We start from the raw sequence: 16797 nt of genomic DNA on the forward strand, positions 1-16797 counted from the left end.
GTTTAACACTTATGTTGTTTAAAACAGATGCAGAGCATTTGTTAGTAAATACGCAAAAATACGTAAAAACGCAATAATTTTGGAGATTAATTTATGCTACGTTCACCAATAATCAGCCTGATCCTGATTATTCTGGTCGTCATTGGACGACCGGAAGGTGTGCGGCTATAGCTAAGAAAAGCCAAGATTAGGAAACCCGCATCTTCCAACCAAAAGGAGGATGCGGGTTTTTTTTTGGCTTTTTATTATAAGTTTTGTGATGGGTATATGTAAATAAATTGAAATAAAGACGGTAGGGAGTAGGTATGCAAATAACTGGCGCACAAGCAATTGTTAAAGCACTAATAGAGGAAGGGGCTCGTACTGTTTTTGGCTATCCAGGGGGGGCAATTATGCCAACCTATGATGCCTTGTATGATGCCAAAGATACACTTCACCACGTATTGGTGCGTCATGAGCAGGCTGCAATTCATGGTGCGGTTGGCTTTGCGCGTGCAACCGGTGGTGTTGGTGTTGCTATTGCCACCTCAGGACCTGGTGCTACAAACCTTATTACCGGTATAGCAGATGCACTTATTGACTCTATTCCAGTGGTTTGTATTACTGGCCAGGTATTTAGCAGTTTGTTGGGGTCTGATGCGTTTCAAGAAGCAGATATTATTGGCATGACCATTACTGCTACCAAATGGAATTATCAAATCACCGATCCAAATGAAATCCCAAGTGTCTTTAAAAAAGCCTTTGAAATTGCTCGAAATGGTCGTCCAGGACCCGTACTCATCGATATCACCAAAGATGCGCAAGTGGGTATGATGGAATATATCAGTGCTTATCAAACAGCAAATCAAGACACCGCTAAACCGAAATGGCTTAAAAAGCCAATGATTAATATGGATAGTGTACACAAGGCGTCACAGCTGATTAATTTGGCAAAAAAACCGATTATGATTGCAGGACATGGTGTGATGATCTCTGGCGCTGAAGAAGCATTTATCAAAATCGCGGAAAAAGCAGATGTGCCCGTGGTTAGTACGTTGTTAGGTTTATCCTCTTTCCCTGTAGAGCATCCATTGTATAAAGGCATGCTGGGTATGCATGGCAATTATGCAGCCAATGTCTTATGCAATGATGCTGATGTCGTTGTCGCTGTGGGTATGCGTTTTGATGATCGGGTTACGGGAGATCTCAAGCGTTATTTGCCAAATGCTAAAGTGATTCACATTGAAATTGATATGGCAGAGATTGACAAAAATGTTAAAGCTGATGTTGCGATTCATGCCGATGCTAAAGAAGCATTAACCGCACTTTTACCTTTCGTTTGCCAGAACAAACATGATAATTGGCATAAGTGCTTTGTTGAGCACCATGCCAAAGAATATGATGCCGTTATCAAAAGTGAGACAAAACCAACTAGTGGTGAGCTAAAAATGGCAGAAGTCGTTGCCCTTTTGTCTGAAAAGACGAAAGGGGAAGCCATTATCGTCAGTGATGTTGGTCAACATCAGATGATTGCGGCACGCTATTATCAATTTAAGAATAGTAATAGCCATATTACATCAGGTGGCTTAGGGACAATGGGGTTTGCGCTGCCTGCAGCCATCGGTGCTAAACTTGGTATTAAAGATCAAAAACAAGTCATTGCCATTGCCGGAGACGGTGGTTTTCAGATGAATATCCAAGAGCTTGCCGTACTTAATCAAGAGGGGATTAATCTTAAGATGATCGTTCTTAATAATGGTTATCTTGGCATGGTAAGACAGTGGCAAGAGCTCTTTTTTGAAGAGCGTTATGCTTATACTAATATCTCATCTCCTGATTTTGTCAAAGTCGCTGAAGCCTATGGCATCCGCGGCAAGCGTGTCGTTGATCGCGTGGATTTAGAGGCTAGTATTCAAGAGATGTTAGATTCGCCAAAATCATTCTTTTTAGAGGTGGTGGTTGAGCAGCAAGAAAATGTTTTCCCAATGGTGCCAGCAGGTGCTTCAATCAGTGATACACAACTATCCGTAGGAGGGTAAGATTATGCAACAGAAAATTTACTTTATCTCAATGACAACAGAAAATGCTTTATCTGTTTTACAGCGTATTTCATCGATTTTCTCACGTCATAGAATCAATATTGAGCAGATGAATGTTTTTGAAACTGCTAATAAAGGGGTATCACATTTTAGTTTGGTGCTGCATTCTAACGATGAAAAAATCCAAAAAGTCGTAAGACAACTTGCCAAAGTGATTGAGGTGATCGATATTCAGATCTCAAATAGTATGCCAATTACTACCGAAGAAGCTACAAACAAAGAATCACTGAAAGTCGCCTAAAGGAAAAGTCCATGTATCAACTGCTAGATTTTAACACCAAAGATGTGGTGACAACTGATGATTTTGTTTTTGCTGGAGAGACCTCACCATGGGAAGTGCAAATGGATCTTGAGCATATTCGACGTAAGATTAATTTAGATTATTTTGTTTCTGCTGCCCCTTGTCTTTCCAAGTATTTACCGTTAATGCCGATTCAAGAACCCGCTAACTTTGTCTCATTACGTGAAAGTGCAACACCACTTGTCAAAAGCAAAGTGTTAGGCAAAGAGCTAGGGATTGATTTATACTTCAAAGTTGAGGGTAAAAACCCAACAGGTTCGTTTAAAGATCGTGGCTCTGCAGTTGATATTAGCATTGCCAAAGAGTTGGGTGCCAAAGGGGTAATCTTAGCCTCAACGGGTAATATGGCAGCATCATGTTCATGCTATGCAGCAGCAGCTAAAATGCCATGCTTTATCGTTGTACCTGAAGGGGTATCGATGTCGAAGCTTGCACAAGTTATCTCATTTGGTGGCAAAATTATTCAGGTTAAGGGCAGCTATAACGATGCAGCAAACTTGGCCTATAAAATTGCTAAATCACGCAAATTTTTCTTAGCCGGAGACTATGCTTTTCGGGTTGAAGGACAAAAAACCGGTGCCTTTGAAGTTATTGATCAGCTATTGTTTCAAGTGCCGGATGAGGTGATTATTCCCGTGGGTTGTGGTACGAATATTACGGCTTACGCCAAGGGATTTGCTGAGTATCAAGGCTTGAGACTTATTCATAAGATACCGCGCTTAGTTGGTGTACAATCAACGGGTGCTTGCTCTTTGGTGAATGCATTTGATAAAAAGGCGAAACATCTTGAACCATTAGAACGAGCTGATACGATTGCCACGGCAATTGCAGTGCCTTTCCCAATCGATGGTGACAAAGCGATTGATGCGATTTATCAAACTGACGGTGAAGCATCAGCGGTCAGTGATACTGATATGCTTAAAGCACAATATTATCTATCCACACAAGAAGGTTTATTTGTTGAAAGTGCCTCAGCAGCAACGGTTGCGCATTTATTTAAGAAAAAAGAACAAGGCTTGATCAAGTCTGGGCAGCGCATTGTTTGTGTGTTATCAGGTGAAGGCTTAAAAGATCCGTCAGTGGTGTTGAAATCAGCGATTCAACCGCCGATTATTTATCCAAATGAAAAAGACTTTGACAAACTATATGACAGTAATTTCTTCGATAATAAAACGATGGTGTTTGTTGAAAAAGATCAGGTATTGTTTAGAGAAATGCCAAATCCTAGTCAAACCAAAGAGGCATTAGAGGATTTATTTGGCGCCAATTACAACGATGACTTAATTGCCAAGGTGCAAAGTTGCATTGAGCGCTTTTTAGCAAAAGGACGTGCAATTCATATTTCAGATTTGCAAGACATCGTACAAGATGCGATGGAGATGATTGATGTCACACATAGTGATATTTTAAAAGTTGTGTCATTTAAGGTGACTACAGGACAAGATAAAATTGCTGATGCTGAAGTTACCGTCGAGCTTAATGGTCAACTTTACTATGCATCAAATAGAGGTGTTGGTCCCGTTGATGCCATTATTCAGGCTTTATGCAAGGCTTGCCCTAGTGAGATTCAATATCAATTGACCGATTATAAGGTGCAGATTCGTGGACAAGGTGCTGATGCGGTAGTGTATGTTGAAATGAAATTAATTAAAGGTAGTCAAAACTCGGTTGGCAAAGCAGTTTCACCTGATATTATTCAGGCATCTGTTGAAGCATTTATTGATGCGTACAATATTGCGCATCCGGCATAAAAACAAAGGAATATAATCATAATGACCAATCAAAAACTAAATCGTTATAGTCAAGTGCTAACTCAAGATAAAACCCAAGGTGCTTCTCAAGCAATGCTTTATGGTACCGGAATGCATGAAGCAGATATGGAAAAAGCACAAGTGGGTATTGCTAGTGTTTGGTATGAAGGTAATACCTGTAATATGCATTTAAATCAACTAGCGCAATATGTAAAACATAGTGTCGCCAAAGCGGATCTTGTCGGTATGCGCTTTAATACCATTGGTGTTAGTGACGGCATTTCAATGGGTACCGATGGTATGAGTTATTCATTACAATCGCGTGATTTAATCGCTGACTCTATTGAAACAGTGATGTCTGCACATTGGTATGATGGCTTAGTTGCTATTCCCGGTTGCGATAAGAATATGCCTGGATGCATGATGGCATTAGGAAGGCTCAACCGACCTGGTTTTGTGATCTATGGTGGCACAATTCAAGCTGGTGTTGTGCGCGGTAAACCTGTCGATATCGTCACAGCTTTCCAAAGCTATGGTGCGTGTCTAGCCGGCAGTATTAGTGAAGAAGAGCGTGTTGAGACGATTAAAAAAGCATGTCCTGGAGCTGGTGCTTGTGGTGGCATGTATACCGCAAATACCATGGCATGCGCGATTGAAGCAATGGGGATGAGCTTGCCATTTAGCTCGTCAACACCTGCGACTGATGTGAAGAAGATTCAAGAATGTGATAAAGCCGGTAGTGTTATTGAAAATTTATTGGCATTAGATATTAAACCGCGCGATATCATGACCAAACACGCCTTTGAAAATGCGATGGTGGTGATTACAGCCATGGGCGGCTCAACCAATGCAGTACTTCATTTAATTGCTATTGCACATTCGGTAGGTGTTAAATTAACCTTGGCAGACTTTCAACGTATCAGTAATAAAGTTCCATTACTAGCAGACTTTAAACCAAGTGGGAAATACGTTATGGCAGATTTACATGCGATTGGTGGCACACCTGCTGTGATGAAAATGCTATTAAAAGAAGGATTATTGCATGGCGACTGCATGACCGTAACGGGTAAAACAGTAGCACAGAATCTAGCGGAAGTTAAAGAACTACCAAAAGACAATGATATTATTCGCCCATTAACCAATCCTTTAAAGGCAACAGGGCATTTGCAAATGCTCTTTGGTAATATCGCGACTGAAGGTTCAGTTGCCAAGATTACCGGCAAAGAAGGCGAGATCTTTACAGGTGTTGCCAATGTATTTGATGCTGAAGAAGAGCTAGTAACAGCTGTTGAAGAAGGGCGTGTCAAAAAGGGTGATGTTATTGTTATTCGCTATGAAGGTCCAAAGGGAGGTCCTGGTATGCCAGAGATGTTAAAGCCAACCTCATTAATAATGGGTGCGGGGCTTGGGCAAGATGTGGCGCTTATTACCGATGGTCGTTTCTCAGGTGGCTCACATGGCTTTATCGTTGGTCATATTGCTCCTGAAGCACAAGTAGGTGGTAATCTTGCTCTGATTCAAAATGGAGATAAGATCACGATTGATGCTGTGAATAATCGCATTGATGTTGATCTATCGGATGATGAGCTTAACGCACGTCGCGCTAATTGGCGTGCACCTGAGCTTAAAGCCAAACAGGGTACTTTGAAGAAGTATATTAAAACAGTTGCTTCTGCCTCTGAAGGTTGTGTCACTGACTTATAGTTAAATGAAACATTCGCAAATATGCGAATGTTTCATTTAACTTTTATTTGACTTGATTGATTATGTATTGAGTCAACATCGGCACAGGGCGTCCAGTGGCAGTGGCCTTCTCAAAGCCTTTCATTGCAGAACCTGCGACATCTAGATGTGCCCATGTATATTTTTCAGTGAACTTTGATAGGAATAACGCAGCAGTAATGCTACCTGCGGCAGGACCACCGATATTATATACATCTGCAATCTCACTTTTTAACTGCTCATGATAGGCTTGATGTAAAGGCATATGCCATGCGTGATCATGACTTTCTTCAGCGGCAAGCTTGATATCATTGACTAAGGCGTCGTTATTGCCGAATAATCCAGTAATGTCACCGCCAAGAGAGATGACCATAGCACCTGTTAAAGTCGCAATATCAATAACCACCTTAGGATCATAGCGCTCGATATAAGTTAGCGTATCACAAAGTGCCAAGCGCCCCTCGGCATCAGTGTTGCCGATTTCAACCGTAATACCTTTCATGCTTGTTAAGACGTCACCTGGACGATAAGAATCGCCATCAAGTGAGTTTTCAACTAAAGCTACAGTACCAATGATATTAATTGGTAGCTTAAGCTCAACGATGGCCTTCATTGTGCCAAAGACAGCGGCAGCGCCACCCATATCCATCTTCATACTACCCATGCTTTGCCATGGTTTTAAGCATAAACCACCTGTGTCATAGACTAAGCCTTTACCAACTAACACGATTGGTTTGTCATCTTTGTTGCCACCACGGTATTCCATGCAAGCAATATAGCTTGGCATGCTAGAACCACGCCCTACAGCTGTGATGCAACCCATGCCAAGTTTATGCATTTCATCTTCGCCAATATAATGTAATGATCCGTGCGTGCTGCTATCCATTAACTTTCTGGCTTCATTTAATAAATAATCAGTGGTGCAGATATTTGCTGGGAAGTTTTTTAGATCCTTGGCATAGTTTTGCCCGTGCGCTACTGCTTGTGCGATGTGGATATCATTGGCTACTTCACTAGCTGATTGGGTAACAATATCAACTTGTGCTAGTTTGAAGGTTTCCTTCTCAGATTTTAATTGATCAAAGGTATAAGCAGCATTGATGAGTGCTTCAACAAATGTGCGGATATGATTATCACCAATCGATTTAGTGTCTACCGCAAAACGATCAATGTTTAATGATTTTAATTGCTTGTATAGAGCGTCAACAGCTTTTCTTAGGGAATTGGTGTTTAGTTTATCTTTCTCACCCAAGCCAACGGCAAGATAGTTTTTGTCATTATCTACGCCAAAATAGGTGCTTGCGACTTTGGCTTTAAAAAGTCCTTGTGTCAGTGCATTTTGAATGGTGGTGATTGTGCTGTTGTCGTTATCAAAAACAAATACGATTTCAGTCTGTAATGGGCTTTGTGTCAGTGCATTAATTTGCATAATATCCCTCGTGATTTTAGATTATAAATTCAAAGGTTGCAGTGTCGCATAGATACAAAGCGATTTGCAAGTTGCTATCAGCAGATTAGAACTCGTAACTAACACCAAATGTATACGCATCAGCAAAAGGTTGCTCACCGCGGTTATATAAAAAGTAACGACTACTTTGGAAGAAGATGTTAAAACCTAAGACCTGATAGCCCATGCCAATGGCAACGGCTGGACGCCATAGTGTATTAGGAAATACATTTTCATCAATGCCTGAGATGCGGTTATAAGCATAACCTGCTTTGGCGATAAGGTTCAAACCCAGTGGTAGACTCAGATTCGCCGTCGCATAAAACGGAATCGTCATTAGATCACCGGTTTGATTATTAAGCTTAACCGTACTATTGAGATAGTTTAGCTCTGTTTCAACGCCAACTTTTAATAGCGGAAAAACAGAAAACTGATAACCCACAAGAAAACCTGTGGTGATATTGTTGTCGGCATTTAACTCACTTGATGAGTGACTAACGCCACCTTGAGCGCCGACATAAAGTCCAGCATAAGCTGAGCTTGCGGCAATCATGCTAGCTAGTGTGAGAGATGATAATATTTTTTTCATAAGCTTAAATCCTTGTTATTTAGATGCTGTAACCTGTGGAGGATACGTTACTATTTGAACCAATCCAGTCGGTATGGAAAAACTCACCGCGCGCTTTATCCAAACGTTCATAGGTGTGCGCACCAAAGTAGTCGCGCTGTGCTTGCAATAGATTTGCCGGTAAGCGTCCAGTGGTGAAACCGTCAAAGAAGCTTAGGCTTGAAGTCAATGCGGGCATAGCAACACCAGCTTCAATGCCCTTGGCAACAATGCGTCGAACACTTGGTAGTGCTTTGCTAATAATCTCTTTAAAATAATCATCAAACAGTAAGTTTTGTAATTGAGCATTATTGTCAAATGCGGCTTTGATTTTATCTAAAAATACGCTGCGGATAATACAACCTTCGCGCCACATCAGTGCAATATCGCCATAATTCAAATCCCATTGATAATGCTTGGAGGCTTCTTGCATGAGCATATAGCCTTGTGCATAAGAGATGATTTTGGCAAATAAAAGTGACTGTTGTAAGTCATGCAATAACGCATCAGAAACGGTCAATTTTTCATATGATTTCTTGCCATAAATTGCTTCAGCTTCAATACGGATATTTTTTTGTGCAGAGATGCAGCGTGCGAAAACGCTCTCAGCAATCAATGTTAACGGAATGCCTAAATCAAGTGCGTTAATTCCTGTCCATTTGCCTGTGCCTTTTTGACCGGCAGTATCTAATATGCGATCGATAACATAACCTTCGGTATCTTTGAATTTCAGAATATTGGCAGTAATTTCAATTAAATAACTATCTAACTCGGTTTTATTCCATCGCTCAAAGATTTCACTTAATTGCTCATTTTCTAAGCCTAACAGGTCTTTCATAAACTGATATGCTTCACAAATGAGCTGCATATCACCATATTCGATACCATTGTGAACCATCTTGACAAAGTGCCCCGCGCCACCGTTGCCAACCCACTCGCAGCATGCTTCACCTGCGGGTGTTTTAGCAGCAATTGCTTGGAAAATAGGTTTGACTGCATCCCATGCCTCGGGCATACCACCAGGCATCATTGACGGTCCGAAGCGTGCCCCTTCCTCACCACCTGAAACCCCCGTGCCAATAAAGTATATGCCCTTCGCTTTAAGCGCATGCGTGCGACGTTCGCTATCGGTAAAATTGGAGTTACCTCCATCGATAATGATGTCACCTTTAGCTAAATGCGGCACTAAAGCATCGATAAACTGATCAACAACGTCACCAGCTTTGACCATTAACATAATTTTGCGTGGGCTTTTTAGCTTAGACAACATATCTTCAATCGAATAAGCTCCAATGATGTTAGTGCCTTTGGCATTGCCATTTAGAAACTCATCGACTTTGCTCGTGGTACGGTTGTAAGCAACGACATCAAAGCCATGATCATTCATATTTAAAATTAGATTCTGCCCCATTACCGCAAGACCAATAACGGCAATATCTCCCTTTTGTTGCATCGATTGCATCAAAACGCTCCTAAACTCATTTTGCATTTTGTAAGCATTTTAAAACTTTAGTCAGGCAAGATAAAGGCTTTTATTGGGGGTGAAAAAAGGTAACAGGATTGAAGTAAAAGAAGTTTTTTGAGTTGAGGTATGTGCTAACCTTTTTAATGACATACAAAAAAAGGATATACCGCAATAATGTGATCAGGTGTTGTCGTTAAGGTAATAATTCGTGCATGAGAACGATCTTGGGCAGAGATACCTTGCTCTTGGAAAATTACTTTTAAGCTTTGACTTTTATGGCGATAAAGAGGGCGGCAACGGTCTCCGGCTTGACGAGGGCGAATAATTAAATCATTCACTGTAAAGGTTGTTTGCTGTTGTGCGTTGAGCCATTGCACTATATCGACGTCAGTAGCAGTTACTAGTGTTGGCTCTGTATTGGTTTCAATAAGCAAATAACCGTTAACAATAGATAAATGGTTTTCAGCTAATATATAGTGCCAATTGCTTTGCATATTCTGTGCGCCACTATGAATTTGTAATAACTGCGCTTGCGATGGGTAAAGGCTGTGTTTAGTTAACCACATCTTCAGTAGTTGCTTTTGCTGTAGTGATGAGTAGGCTTTAAATTGCATTAAATCAAGGCGACTATCCGTCGTGATCTTTGCTAAATGTGGGGATAATAGCTCATGCATTAAACGATCAGTTTCAGCACATAATTCAGCACTTCGTGCTAGTGTGGCATCGGCTTGCGGCAGAATCTCACGTAATTCTGGCATGATATTATGGCGAAGTGCATTGCGTCTGAAGTCAGTGGATTGATTGCTTTCATCTTCAATCCATGCCAGGTTATGGTTTTGACAATATGCGATAAGCTCAGTTTTGTTAAGATCTAAAAAAGGGCGAAGAAGCAAACCGTTGGCAAAAGGTTTTTCTTTGGCAATGGCTGAGAGCCCTTTTACGCCATTGCCGCGCAATGCTTGCAACAAAAAAGTCTCTGCTTGATCTTCGATATGATGGGCAGTAAGTAATAGACTATTCGGTGTTTGTCGCATCACAGATTCAAAAAATGCATAGCGTTCAGTACGTGCCCAGTGTTCGATATTGTTGCGTTTAGTGGGTGGCACAAGTCGGTGGGCAGTAAATTGGATATTTAATTGATCTGCTTCTATTTGACAAACCTCAAGCCAGTGATCAGCGTTTTTACTTAAGCCATGATGAATATGAATCGCATGAATATTGATATCACTCTTTAGCTGTGTTGTTAAGTGCAACAAGGCAGTTGAGTCAACACCACCACTATAAGCAACATAAAGATGTTGAATATGATGCCGTGTTACAACATCATCAATGAGGGCAAGTGCTTGATGCATCGACTTTAGAATAAAACGCGCGAACGAATCGTGCCATCAATGGCTTTAAGCTTTTGTAGTAAGGCGCGTGAGGTTTCTTCGCTACTATTGATATCAATGACAACATAACCAATATTGGCAAGGGTTCGCAAGAATTGACCTTCAACATTGATGTTATGATCAAAGAAAACACGGTTAATCGCGCGCATCATCCCCGGTTTATTCCCATGGATATGCAAAATACGATGAACATTATCTTGCGTCGGTAGTGATAATTCAGGGAAGTTTACCGCTGAAATGGTTGAGCCATTATCACTGTATTTTATGAGCTTATCAGCAACTTCAACGGCAATATTTTGTTGTGCTTCTAATGTGCTGCCACCAATATGCGGTGTTAAAAATACATTATCAAGTCCGATAAGCTCACTTTCAAAAACTTCATCATTACTCGATGGTTCTTTTGGGAACACATCAATTGCCGCACCTTTTAGATGTTTGGTTTTGATCGCTTGCGCTAAGGCTTGGATATCAACCACACTCCCGCGTGAAGCATTGATCAATACACTGCCTTTTTTCATAAGCTTAAGCTCTTTGGCAGTAATCATGTTTTTAGTTGCAGGTGTATCAGGTACATGCAAAGTAATAATGTCTGACTTATTTAGTAATACCTCTAAGTTAACACTCGAGGTGGCGTTGCCAAGGGGGAGTTTATTTTCAATATCGTGAAAAAATACCTTAAGACCTAGGCTTTCTGATAACACACTGACTTGTGAGCCAATATGACCATAACCAATAATACCCAGTGTTTTACCGCGTACTTCATGTGCACCACTGGCTGATTTGATCCAATCTTGGCGATGCATCTGCATGTTTTTGTCAATGACATTGCGATAGAGCAAAATCATCTGACCAATGACAAGTTCAGCGACACTACGTGTGTTGGAAAAAGGTGCATTAAAAACGGGGATACCAAGACTTTGCGCTGTTGTTAAATTCACCTGATTGGTGCCAATACAAAAGCAACCAATGGCAATCAAATGCGGACAGGCTTTTAAGACATTTTCAGTTAATTGAGTACGTGAACGCACACCAACGATCTTAACACTTTGTAAGACCTCAATAAGGGCATTATCATCTAAGGCATGCGTCAGTGAGGTGATATTGCTATAACCGGCTTGGACAAAGGCATTATGCGCTTGGGTATGTACGCCTTCAAGTAATAAAACTTTAATTGCACTGCGATCAAGAGAAGTGATTTGTTTATTCATTAGACAGCTACCTGTGCTTTAATGGCTGGGTGACATTGATAATTAACGATTTCAAAATCATCGAATTGATAATCAAAAACTGTTGCTGCTTTACGATTGATCTGTAACGTTGGCAATGGCAGTGGTGTGCGTGTTAGCTGCTCATTGATTTGCTCGTGATGGTTGCTATAAATATGGCAATCACCGCCTGACCAGATGAAATCACCGACTTCAAGGTTACACTCTTTGGCGACTATATGCGTTAGCAGCGCATAAGAAGCAATATTAAAAGGCACCCCTAAAAAGGCATCGGCTGAGCGTTGCGTCAACATGCACGACAACTTGCCATCAGCAACATAAAACTGAAAAAGCGTGTGACAAGGGGGTAATGCTGCTTTGCCCATTCTGACATTATCTTGTGGTGAAATCGATTCATCGGGTAATACGCTAGGATTCCAACTATTAACGATAATTCGTCGTGAATCAGGACGTGTTTTAATTAAGTTGATAGCTTCTTCGATTTGATCAATCACTTCACCGTCAGGTGTCTGCCAACTGCGCCATTGTTTGCCATAAATAGGACCAAGATCACCATCTTCAAGTGCCCAATCATTCCAGATGCGCACGCCATTTTCGGCAAGATAATTATTGTTGGTGTCCCCCTTTAAGAACCATAGTAATTCATGAATGACACTTTTAATATGAATTTTCTTCGTTGTAACTAATGGGAAACCTTCGCTTAAATTAAAACGCATTTGATAGCCAAAAATGCTTTGCGTGCCAGTGCCCGTGCGATCGGTCTTGGTGACACCATGCTCTTTAATATGGCGCAAAAAATCAAGATATTGCTGCATTGTTATCCTTTATCTTTTCTTCTTTTTCTTGTGTTTTTTGAGTGGTGATATATAGCAAAATAATTAAGCCAACGACGATCATCGGAGTTGAAAGCAGTTGCCCCATGGTCATCCAGTTAAAGAGCATATAACCCATCTGTGGATCTGGCTGGCGGAAAAACTCAGCGATAAATCTAAATAAACCATACCATAATAAGAAGTTGGCAGAAACAAATAAGCGCGGGCGTTGTTTTCTGGAGATAAACCATAAGATTAAAAATAAGACAACTCCCTCAAGGGCAAACTCTAAAAGTTGCGAAGGATAGCGCGGCAGCGGTCCACCATTAGGAAACACCATACCAATTGATGAGTCGGTCACACGCCCCCATAACTCACCATTGATAAAGTTACCCAAGCGTCCCGCACCTAAACCAATAGGCACCATTGGTGCGATAAAGTCTAAGATATCAAAAACATTGCATTTATATTTGCGGCAAAATAATGAAATCGCAAGGATCACACCGATTAAGCCACCATGGAATGCCATGCCGCCGTCCCATACTTTGAAGATAATCCAAGGCGCATGAATAAAGTTACTAAAATCATAAAACAGCATATACCCAATACGCCCGCCAAGGATGACGCCAAGTGCTGCGTAAAAAATCATATCAGAGACTTGAGCTTTGGTAATTGGGCTATAAGGTTTCTTGCAGCGAAGAGTTGATAAAAACCAAGCGCCAGCGAAGCCAACTAAATACATGATGCCATACCAGTGTACTTTTATCGGACCAAGTGATAAAGCAACAGGATCAATGTTTGGATAAATAAGCATTTGTCTTATTAATAGATCAAAAGTAGGCATATTATAGCGGGGTCAGGTAAGATTTTATAGCGTTTAGCGCCAATAAAATCTTATAAACAAAGACAGTGAAAAAATACTTTCGCTTATCAAGTTGTTTGCTACAATTATCTGGAATTAAACCAACAAGGAAGACGACCCTCGTGGAAGTTAGTAACTTTTTTGCCTCAACAACCTATATCCCTATTGTGTTAATGGTTATCTTATTATTGGGCTTTGCTTGTCAATGGTTGGCGTGGCGTCTGCGTTTGCCGGCAATTTTATTTTTATTGATTGTTGGGATTTTATTAGGACCTGTCAGTCAATTAGTTTTGGGTGATCATTACCAGTTCTTGCGTCCGACACTTGTTTTTAAGGATATGTTATATCCAATTGTTTCAATTTGTGTGGCAATTATTCTCTTTGAAGGCTGTATGAGTCTGAAGTTTAGAGAAATCAAAGGCTTGGGAGGAACCGTTAGAAATATTGTGACCATTGGCCTTTTGATTACCGCGATTTTAACGACTTTTTTAGTGCATTATATCTTTGATATTTCATGGAAAGTCGCAGCCCTTATTGGTGCGATATCTTCAGTCAGTGGTCCTACTGTTGTTGTGCCGATTTTGCGTAGTGTGCGTCCAACAGAGAAGCTTGCGAATATTATTCGCTGGGAAGGAATGTTAGTCGATCCGATTGGTGCACTATTGGCGGTGATTGTCTTTACTGCGATTACTGCTTCGCAATACAATGCTTTTTGGCATATCACCGTGCATATTTTATTAGTATTCCTTGTCGGTGGGATTGGCGGACTTGTTGCTGGCTTTTTATTGGGTACGATACTTAAAAAGCAGTGGGTGCCAAGTTATTTAAACAATATGTTTGTCTTGTCATTTGTGATTACTAGCTTTGTGATTGCTGAGCATGTTGTTGAAGGTGGTGGGCTTTTGATTGTCACCATTATGGGCATTATTGTCGGTAACATGCCTAATGCTCATATTGAGGAGATTCTTGATTTTAAAGAATCCTTGAGTCTCATCTTGATATCAAGTTTATTTATTATTTTAGGTGCGAATGTTAGTTTTGAGTATTTAGAAGCTGTATGGTGGAAAGCCATTGTATTGGTATTGATTTTGCAGTTTATTGTCAGACCAATTGCTGCTGGCTTCTCCACTTTAGGCAGTGAGCTTAATTGGCGTGAGCGAGTGATGGTGGGATGGATAGCACCTCGCGGGATTGTTGCCGCTGCCGTGGCTGCGTTATTTTCCATAAAAGTTATTGAAAACTTAGGCTTGCCACAAGAAGGTGAACTATTGGTACTTATCGTCTTTATGATTATCTTAGGCACGGTAATTATCCAGAGTCTTACGGCGCCATTTTTGGCAAAAGTATTACATGCATCGGCACCCGAGCCGCGCGGGTTCTTGGTTATTGGTGGCAATACCTTGGCAAGAAGCATTGCTAAAGAGCTTCATAATAACGATGTGCATGTCGTACTTGCTGATACCAGTTGGCGTAGTGTTCAGGCATGTCGTTTGCAAGGCTTGACCTGTTATTATGGCAGCTCGGTATCAGAGCATGCTGATTGGCATTTGAATCTGGTAGGTATTGGGCGAATGCTTGGATGCTCGTCAAGTGAACAAATGAATACTTTGGCAGCCGTTAAGTACTATCGAGAGTTTGACGGGCGGGCGTCTGTTTTTGTCTTACCAACAGCGCAAAACAAAGCAAACTCTAAGCTAACTTACCTTACTAAGAAATATGCCAAGCGTTTGTTTAGTAAGGATCTGTCATATCAGACATTAAGAAGTATTATCAAGCAAGGTGGGCAAGTTAAGACAACAACCATCAGTAATGAGTTTAGTTGGGAGCAATTTTTATCCCTCAACCAACAGGCAATTCCATTATTTTATATCAATAAAAAATCGCAAATTCATGTGGTATCTCCTGATAGTCAGCATATACCTGAGGCAGGTTGGCGCGTGATTTATTTGATGCCGCCTGAGAATTGGATTGTTGATAGTGATGAAGAGTAGGAATGCTCAATATTAAAGTTAAATTGAGTATTTATAGCTATTCAATAACGCCACCACCTAAGCAAACTTCACCATCATAAAATACGACTGATTGCCCCGGTGTGATCGCGCGTTGTGGTTGGTCAAATATGACTTCAACTCTGTCTTTTATCACCTTGACTTGGCAAGCTTGATCTGCTTGGCGATAGCGTGCCTTGGCAGTGCATCTGAAGTTATCAGCTGGTGCTTGCCCTTTAACCCAATGTAACTTAATAGCAGTTAAGCTTTGTCTTAATAGTAGTGGGTGATGATGGCCTTGAACGGCAATTAATACATTGTTATCAAGGTCTTTTTGTGCGGCAAACCATGGAATCTCAGGGCGGTTTTTAACTCCGCCAATCCCTAAACCTTGACGTTGGCCAATGGTGTAATACATCAAACCATCATGTCTGCCGATTACAATACCATTCTCATCATGAATTTCACCAGGTTGTGCAGGTAAATACTGATTTAAAAAAGCTTTGAATTTACGCTCACCAATAAAACAAATGCCTGTGCTGTCTTTTTTATTATGTGTGATCAGGTTATGTGCTTCAGCAAGTGCGCGAACCTTTGGTTTCTCAAGTTCACCGATTGGGAATAATGCATATTGTAATTGTTGCTGTCCCAAAGTATAGAGAAAATAGGATTGATCCTTGTTGTGATCTAAGCCTTTTAATAATTGATGCTCTCCGTTTGGTAAGGTTCTTTTTCTGGCGTAGTGTCCTGTGGCAATATGTGTGCCACCCAAATGCTTGGCATAGTCTAAAAAGGCTTTAAATTTAATTTCTTTGTTACATAAAATATCAGGGTTTGGCGTGCGTCCGGCTTTGTATTCTTCCAGAAAATATTCAAAGACATGATCCCAGTATTCTGCTGCAAAGTTTATTTTGTTAAAGTCAATACCAATACTTTGGCAAACGCTTTGCGCATCTTTGATGTCTTCCTCAGCGGAGCAAAACTCGTCATTGTCATCCTCTTCCCAGTTTTTCATAAAAACGCCTGTGACATCAAAGCCTTGTTCTTTGAGTAATAAGGCAGCAACGGATGAATCAACGCCACCGGAGACGCCGACAATAATTTTCTGTGACATAAGCTCTAAAATGATCAAAAAATAATGCGGCTA

General features: G+C 40.9%; 13 protein-coding genes and 1 pseudogene. 6 read left to right on the plus strand and 8 right to left on the minus strand.

Annotation, left to right across the window (positions count from 1 at the left end):
• Positions 1-305: 305 nt before the first annotated feature.
• The 5 genes and pseudogenes from ilvB to ilvD all read left to right on the plus strand — a co-directional run bounded on the left by ilvB (position 306) and on the right by ilvD (position 5834).
• Positions 306-2018 carry a biosynthetic-type acetolactate synthase large subunit gene (ilvB, locus tag IE867_RS06715; protein WP_192484003.1) on the plus strand — a complete coding sequence of 571 codons (1713 nt, stop codon included), beginning with the start codon at positions 306-308 and terminating at the stop codon, positions 2016-2018.
• 4 nt (positions 2019-2022) lie between these two features.
• Positions 2023-2319, plus strand: coding sequence for an acetolactate synthase small subunit (locus tag IE867_RS06720; RefSeq protein WP_117002983.1), 297 nt, complete (start codon positions 2023-2025; stop codon positions 2317-2319).
• Positions 2320-2504: 185 nt separating this feature from the next.
• Positions 2505-3395 (plus strand): annotated as a pseudogene (gene thrC / locus IE867_RS14890) (threonine synthase); the annotation flags it as partial.
• A gap of 198 nt (positions 3396-3593) precedes the next feature.
• Positions 3594-4130, plus strand: coding sequence for an alpha-isopropylmalate synthase regulatory domain-containing protein (locus IE867_RS14895; RefSeq protein ID WP_318779323.1), 537 nt, complete (start codon positions 3594-3596; stop codon positions 4128-4130).
• 21 nt (positions 4131-4151) lie between these two features.
• Positions 4152-5834: a dihydroxy-acid dehydratase gene (gene ilvD, locus IE867_RS06730; RefSeq protein ID WP_192484005.1), complete on the plus strand. Its 1683-nt coding sequence runs from the start codon at positions 4152-4154 to the stop codon at positions 5832-5834.
• Between the two features lie 43 nt (positions 5835-5877).
• On the opposite strand, the gene IE867_RS06735 is transcribed toward ilvD, so the two are convergent.
• The 7 genes from IE867_RS06735 to lgt all read right to left on the minus strand — a co-directional run bounded on the left by IE867_RS06735 (position 5878) and on the right by lgt (position 13614).
• Complete coding sequence (locus IE867_RS06735) at positions 5878-7281, minus strand: leucyl aminopeptidase (RefSeq protein WP_192484006.1); 1404 nt, start codon at positions 7279-7281, stop codon at positions 5878-5880.
• A gap of 85 nt (positions 7282-7366) precedes the next feature.
• Positions 7367-7888 carry an outer membrane beta-barrel protein gene (locus IE867_RS06740; protein ID WP_192484007.1) on the minus strand — a complete coding sequence of 174 codons (522 nt, stop codon included), beginning with the start codon at positions 7886-7888 and terminating at the stop codon, positions 7367-7369.
• Positions 7889-7907: 19 nt separating this feature from the next.
• Positions 7908-9368: a decarboxylating NADP(+)-dependent phosphogluconate dehydrogenase gene (gene gnd, locus IE867_RS06745; RefSeq protein WP_203249680.1), complete on the minus strand. Its 1461-nt coding sequence runs from the start codon at positions 9366-9368 to the stop codon at positions 7908-7910.
• Between the two features lie 143 nt (positions 9369-9511).
• Entirely contained in the window at positions 9512-10723 is a 1212-nt protein-coding gene (gene tilS / locus IE867_RS06750) for a tRNA lysidine(34) synthetase TilS (RefSeq protein WP_192484008.1), read from the minus strand.
• A 5-nt stretch (positions 10724-10728) separates the two neighbouring features.
• A complete protein-coding gene (gene serA, locus IE867_RS06755; RefSeq protein ID WP_192484009.1) occupies positions 10729-11970 on the minus strand; it encodes a phosphoglycerate dehydrogenase in 1242 nt (413 codons plus the stop codon).
• Positions 11970-12803, minus strand: coding sequence for a thymidylate synthase (locus tag IE867_RS06760; RefSeq protein WP_192484010.1), 834 nt, complete (start codon positions 12801-12803; stop codon positions 11970-11972). Before IE867_RS06760 ends, serA begins: the two co-directional genes overlap by 1 nt.
• A complete protein-coding gene (gene lgt / locus IE867_RS06765; protein WP_192484011.1) occupies positions 12787-13614 on the minus strand; it encodes a prolipoprotein diacylglyceryl transferase in 828 nt (275 codons plus the stop codon). The genes IE867_RS06760 and lgt overlap by 17 nt, the downstream gene beginning before the upstream one ends.
• Before the next feature lie 170 nt (positions 13615-13784).
• On the opposite strand from lgt, the gene IE867_RS06770 reads away from it, so the two are divergent.
• Positions 13785-15653 (plus strand): cation:proton antiporter, encoded by a 1869-nt coding sequence (locus IE867_RS06770; protein WP_192484012.1) that lies wholly within the window; start codon positions 13785-13787, stop codon positions 15651-15653.
• A gap of 37 nt (positions 15654-15690) precedes the next feature.
• On the opposite strand, the gene mnmA is transcribed toward IE867_RS06770, so the two are convergent.
• Complete coding sequence (gene mnmA / locus IE867_RS06775) at positions 15691-16764, minus strand: tRNA 2-thiouridine(34) synthase MnmA (RefSeq protein ID WP_192484013.1); 1074 nt, start codon at positions 16762-16764, stop codon at positions 15691-15693.
• Positions 16765-16797: the final 33 nt, after the last annotated feature.

The organism is Cysteiniphilum marinum (assembly GCF_014857925.1).
Classification (GTDB): Bacteria; Pseudomonadota; Gammaproteobacteria; order Francisellales; family Francisellaceae; genus Caedibacter; species Caedibacter marinus.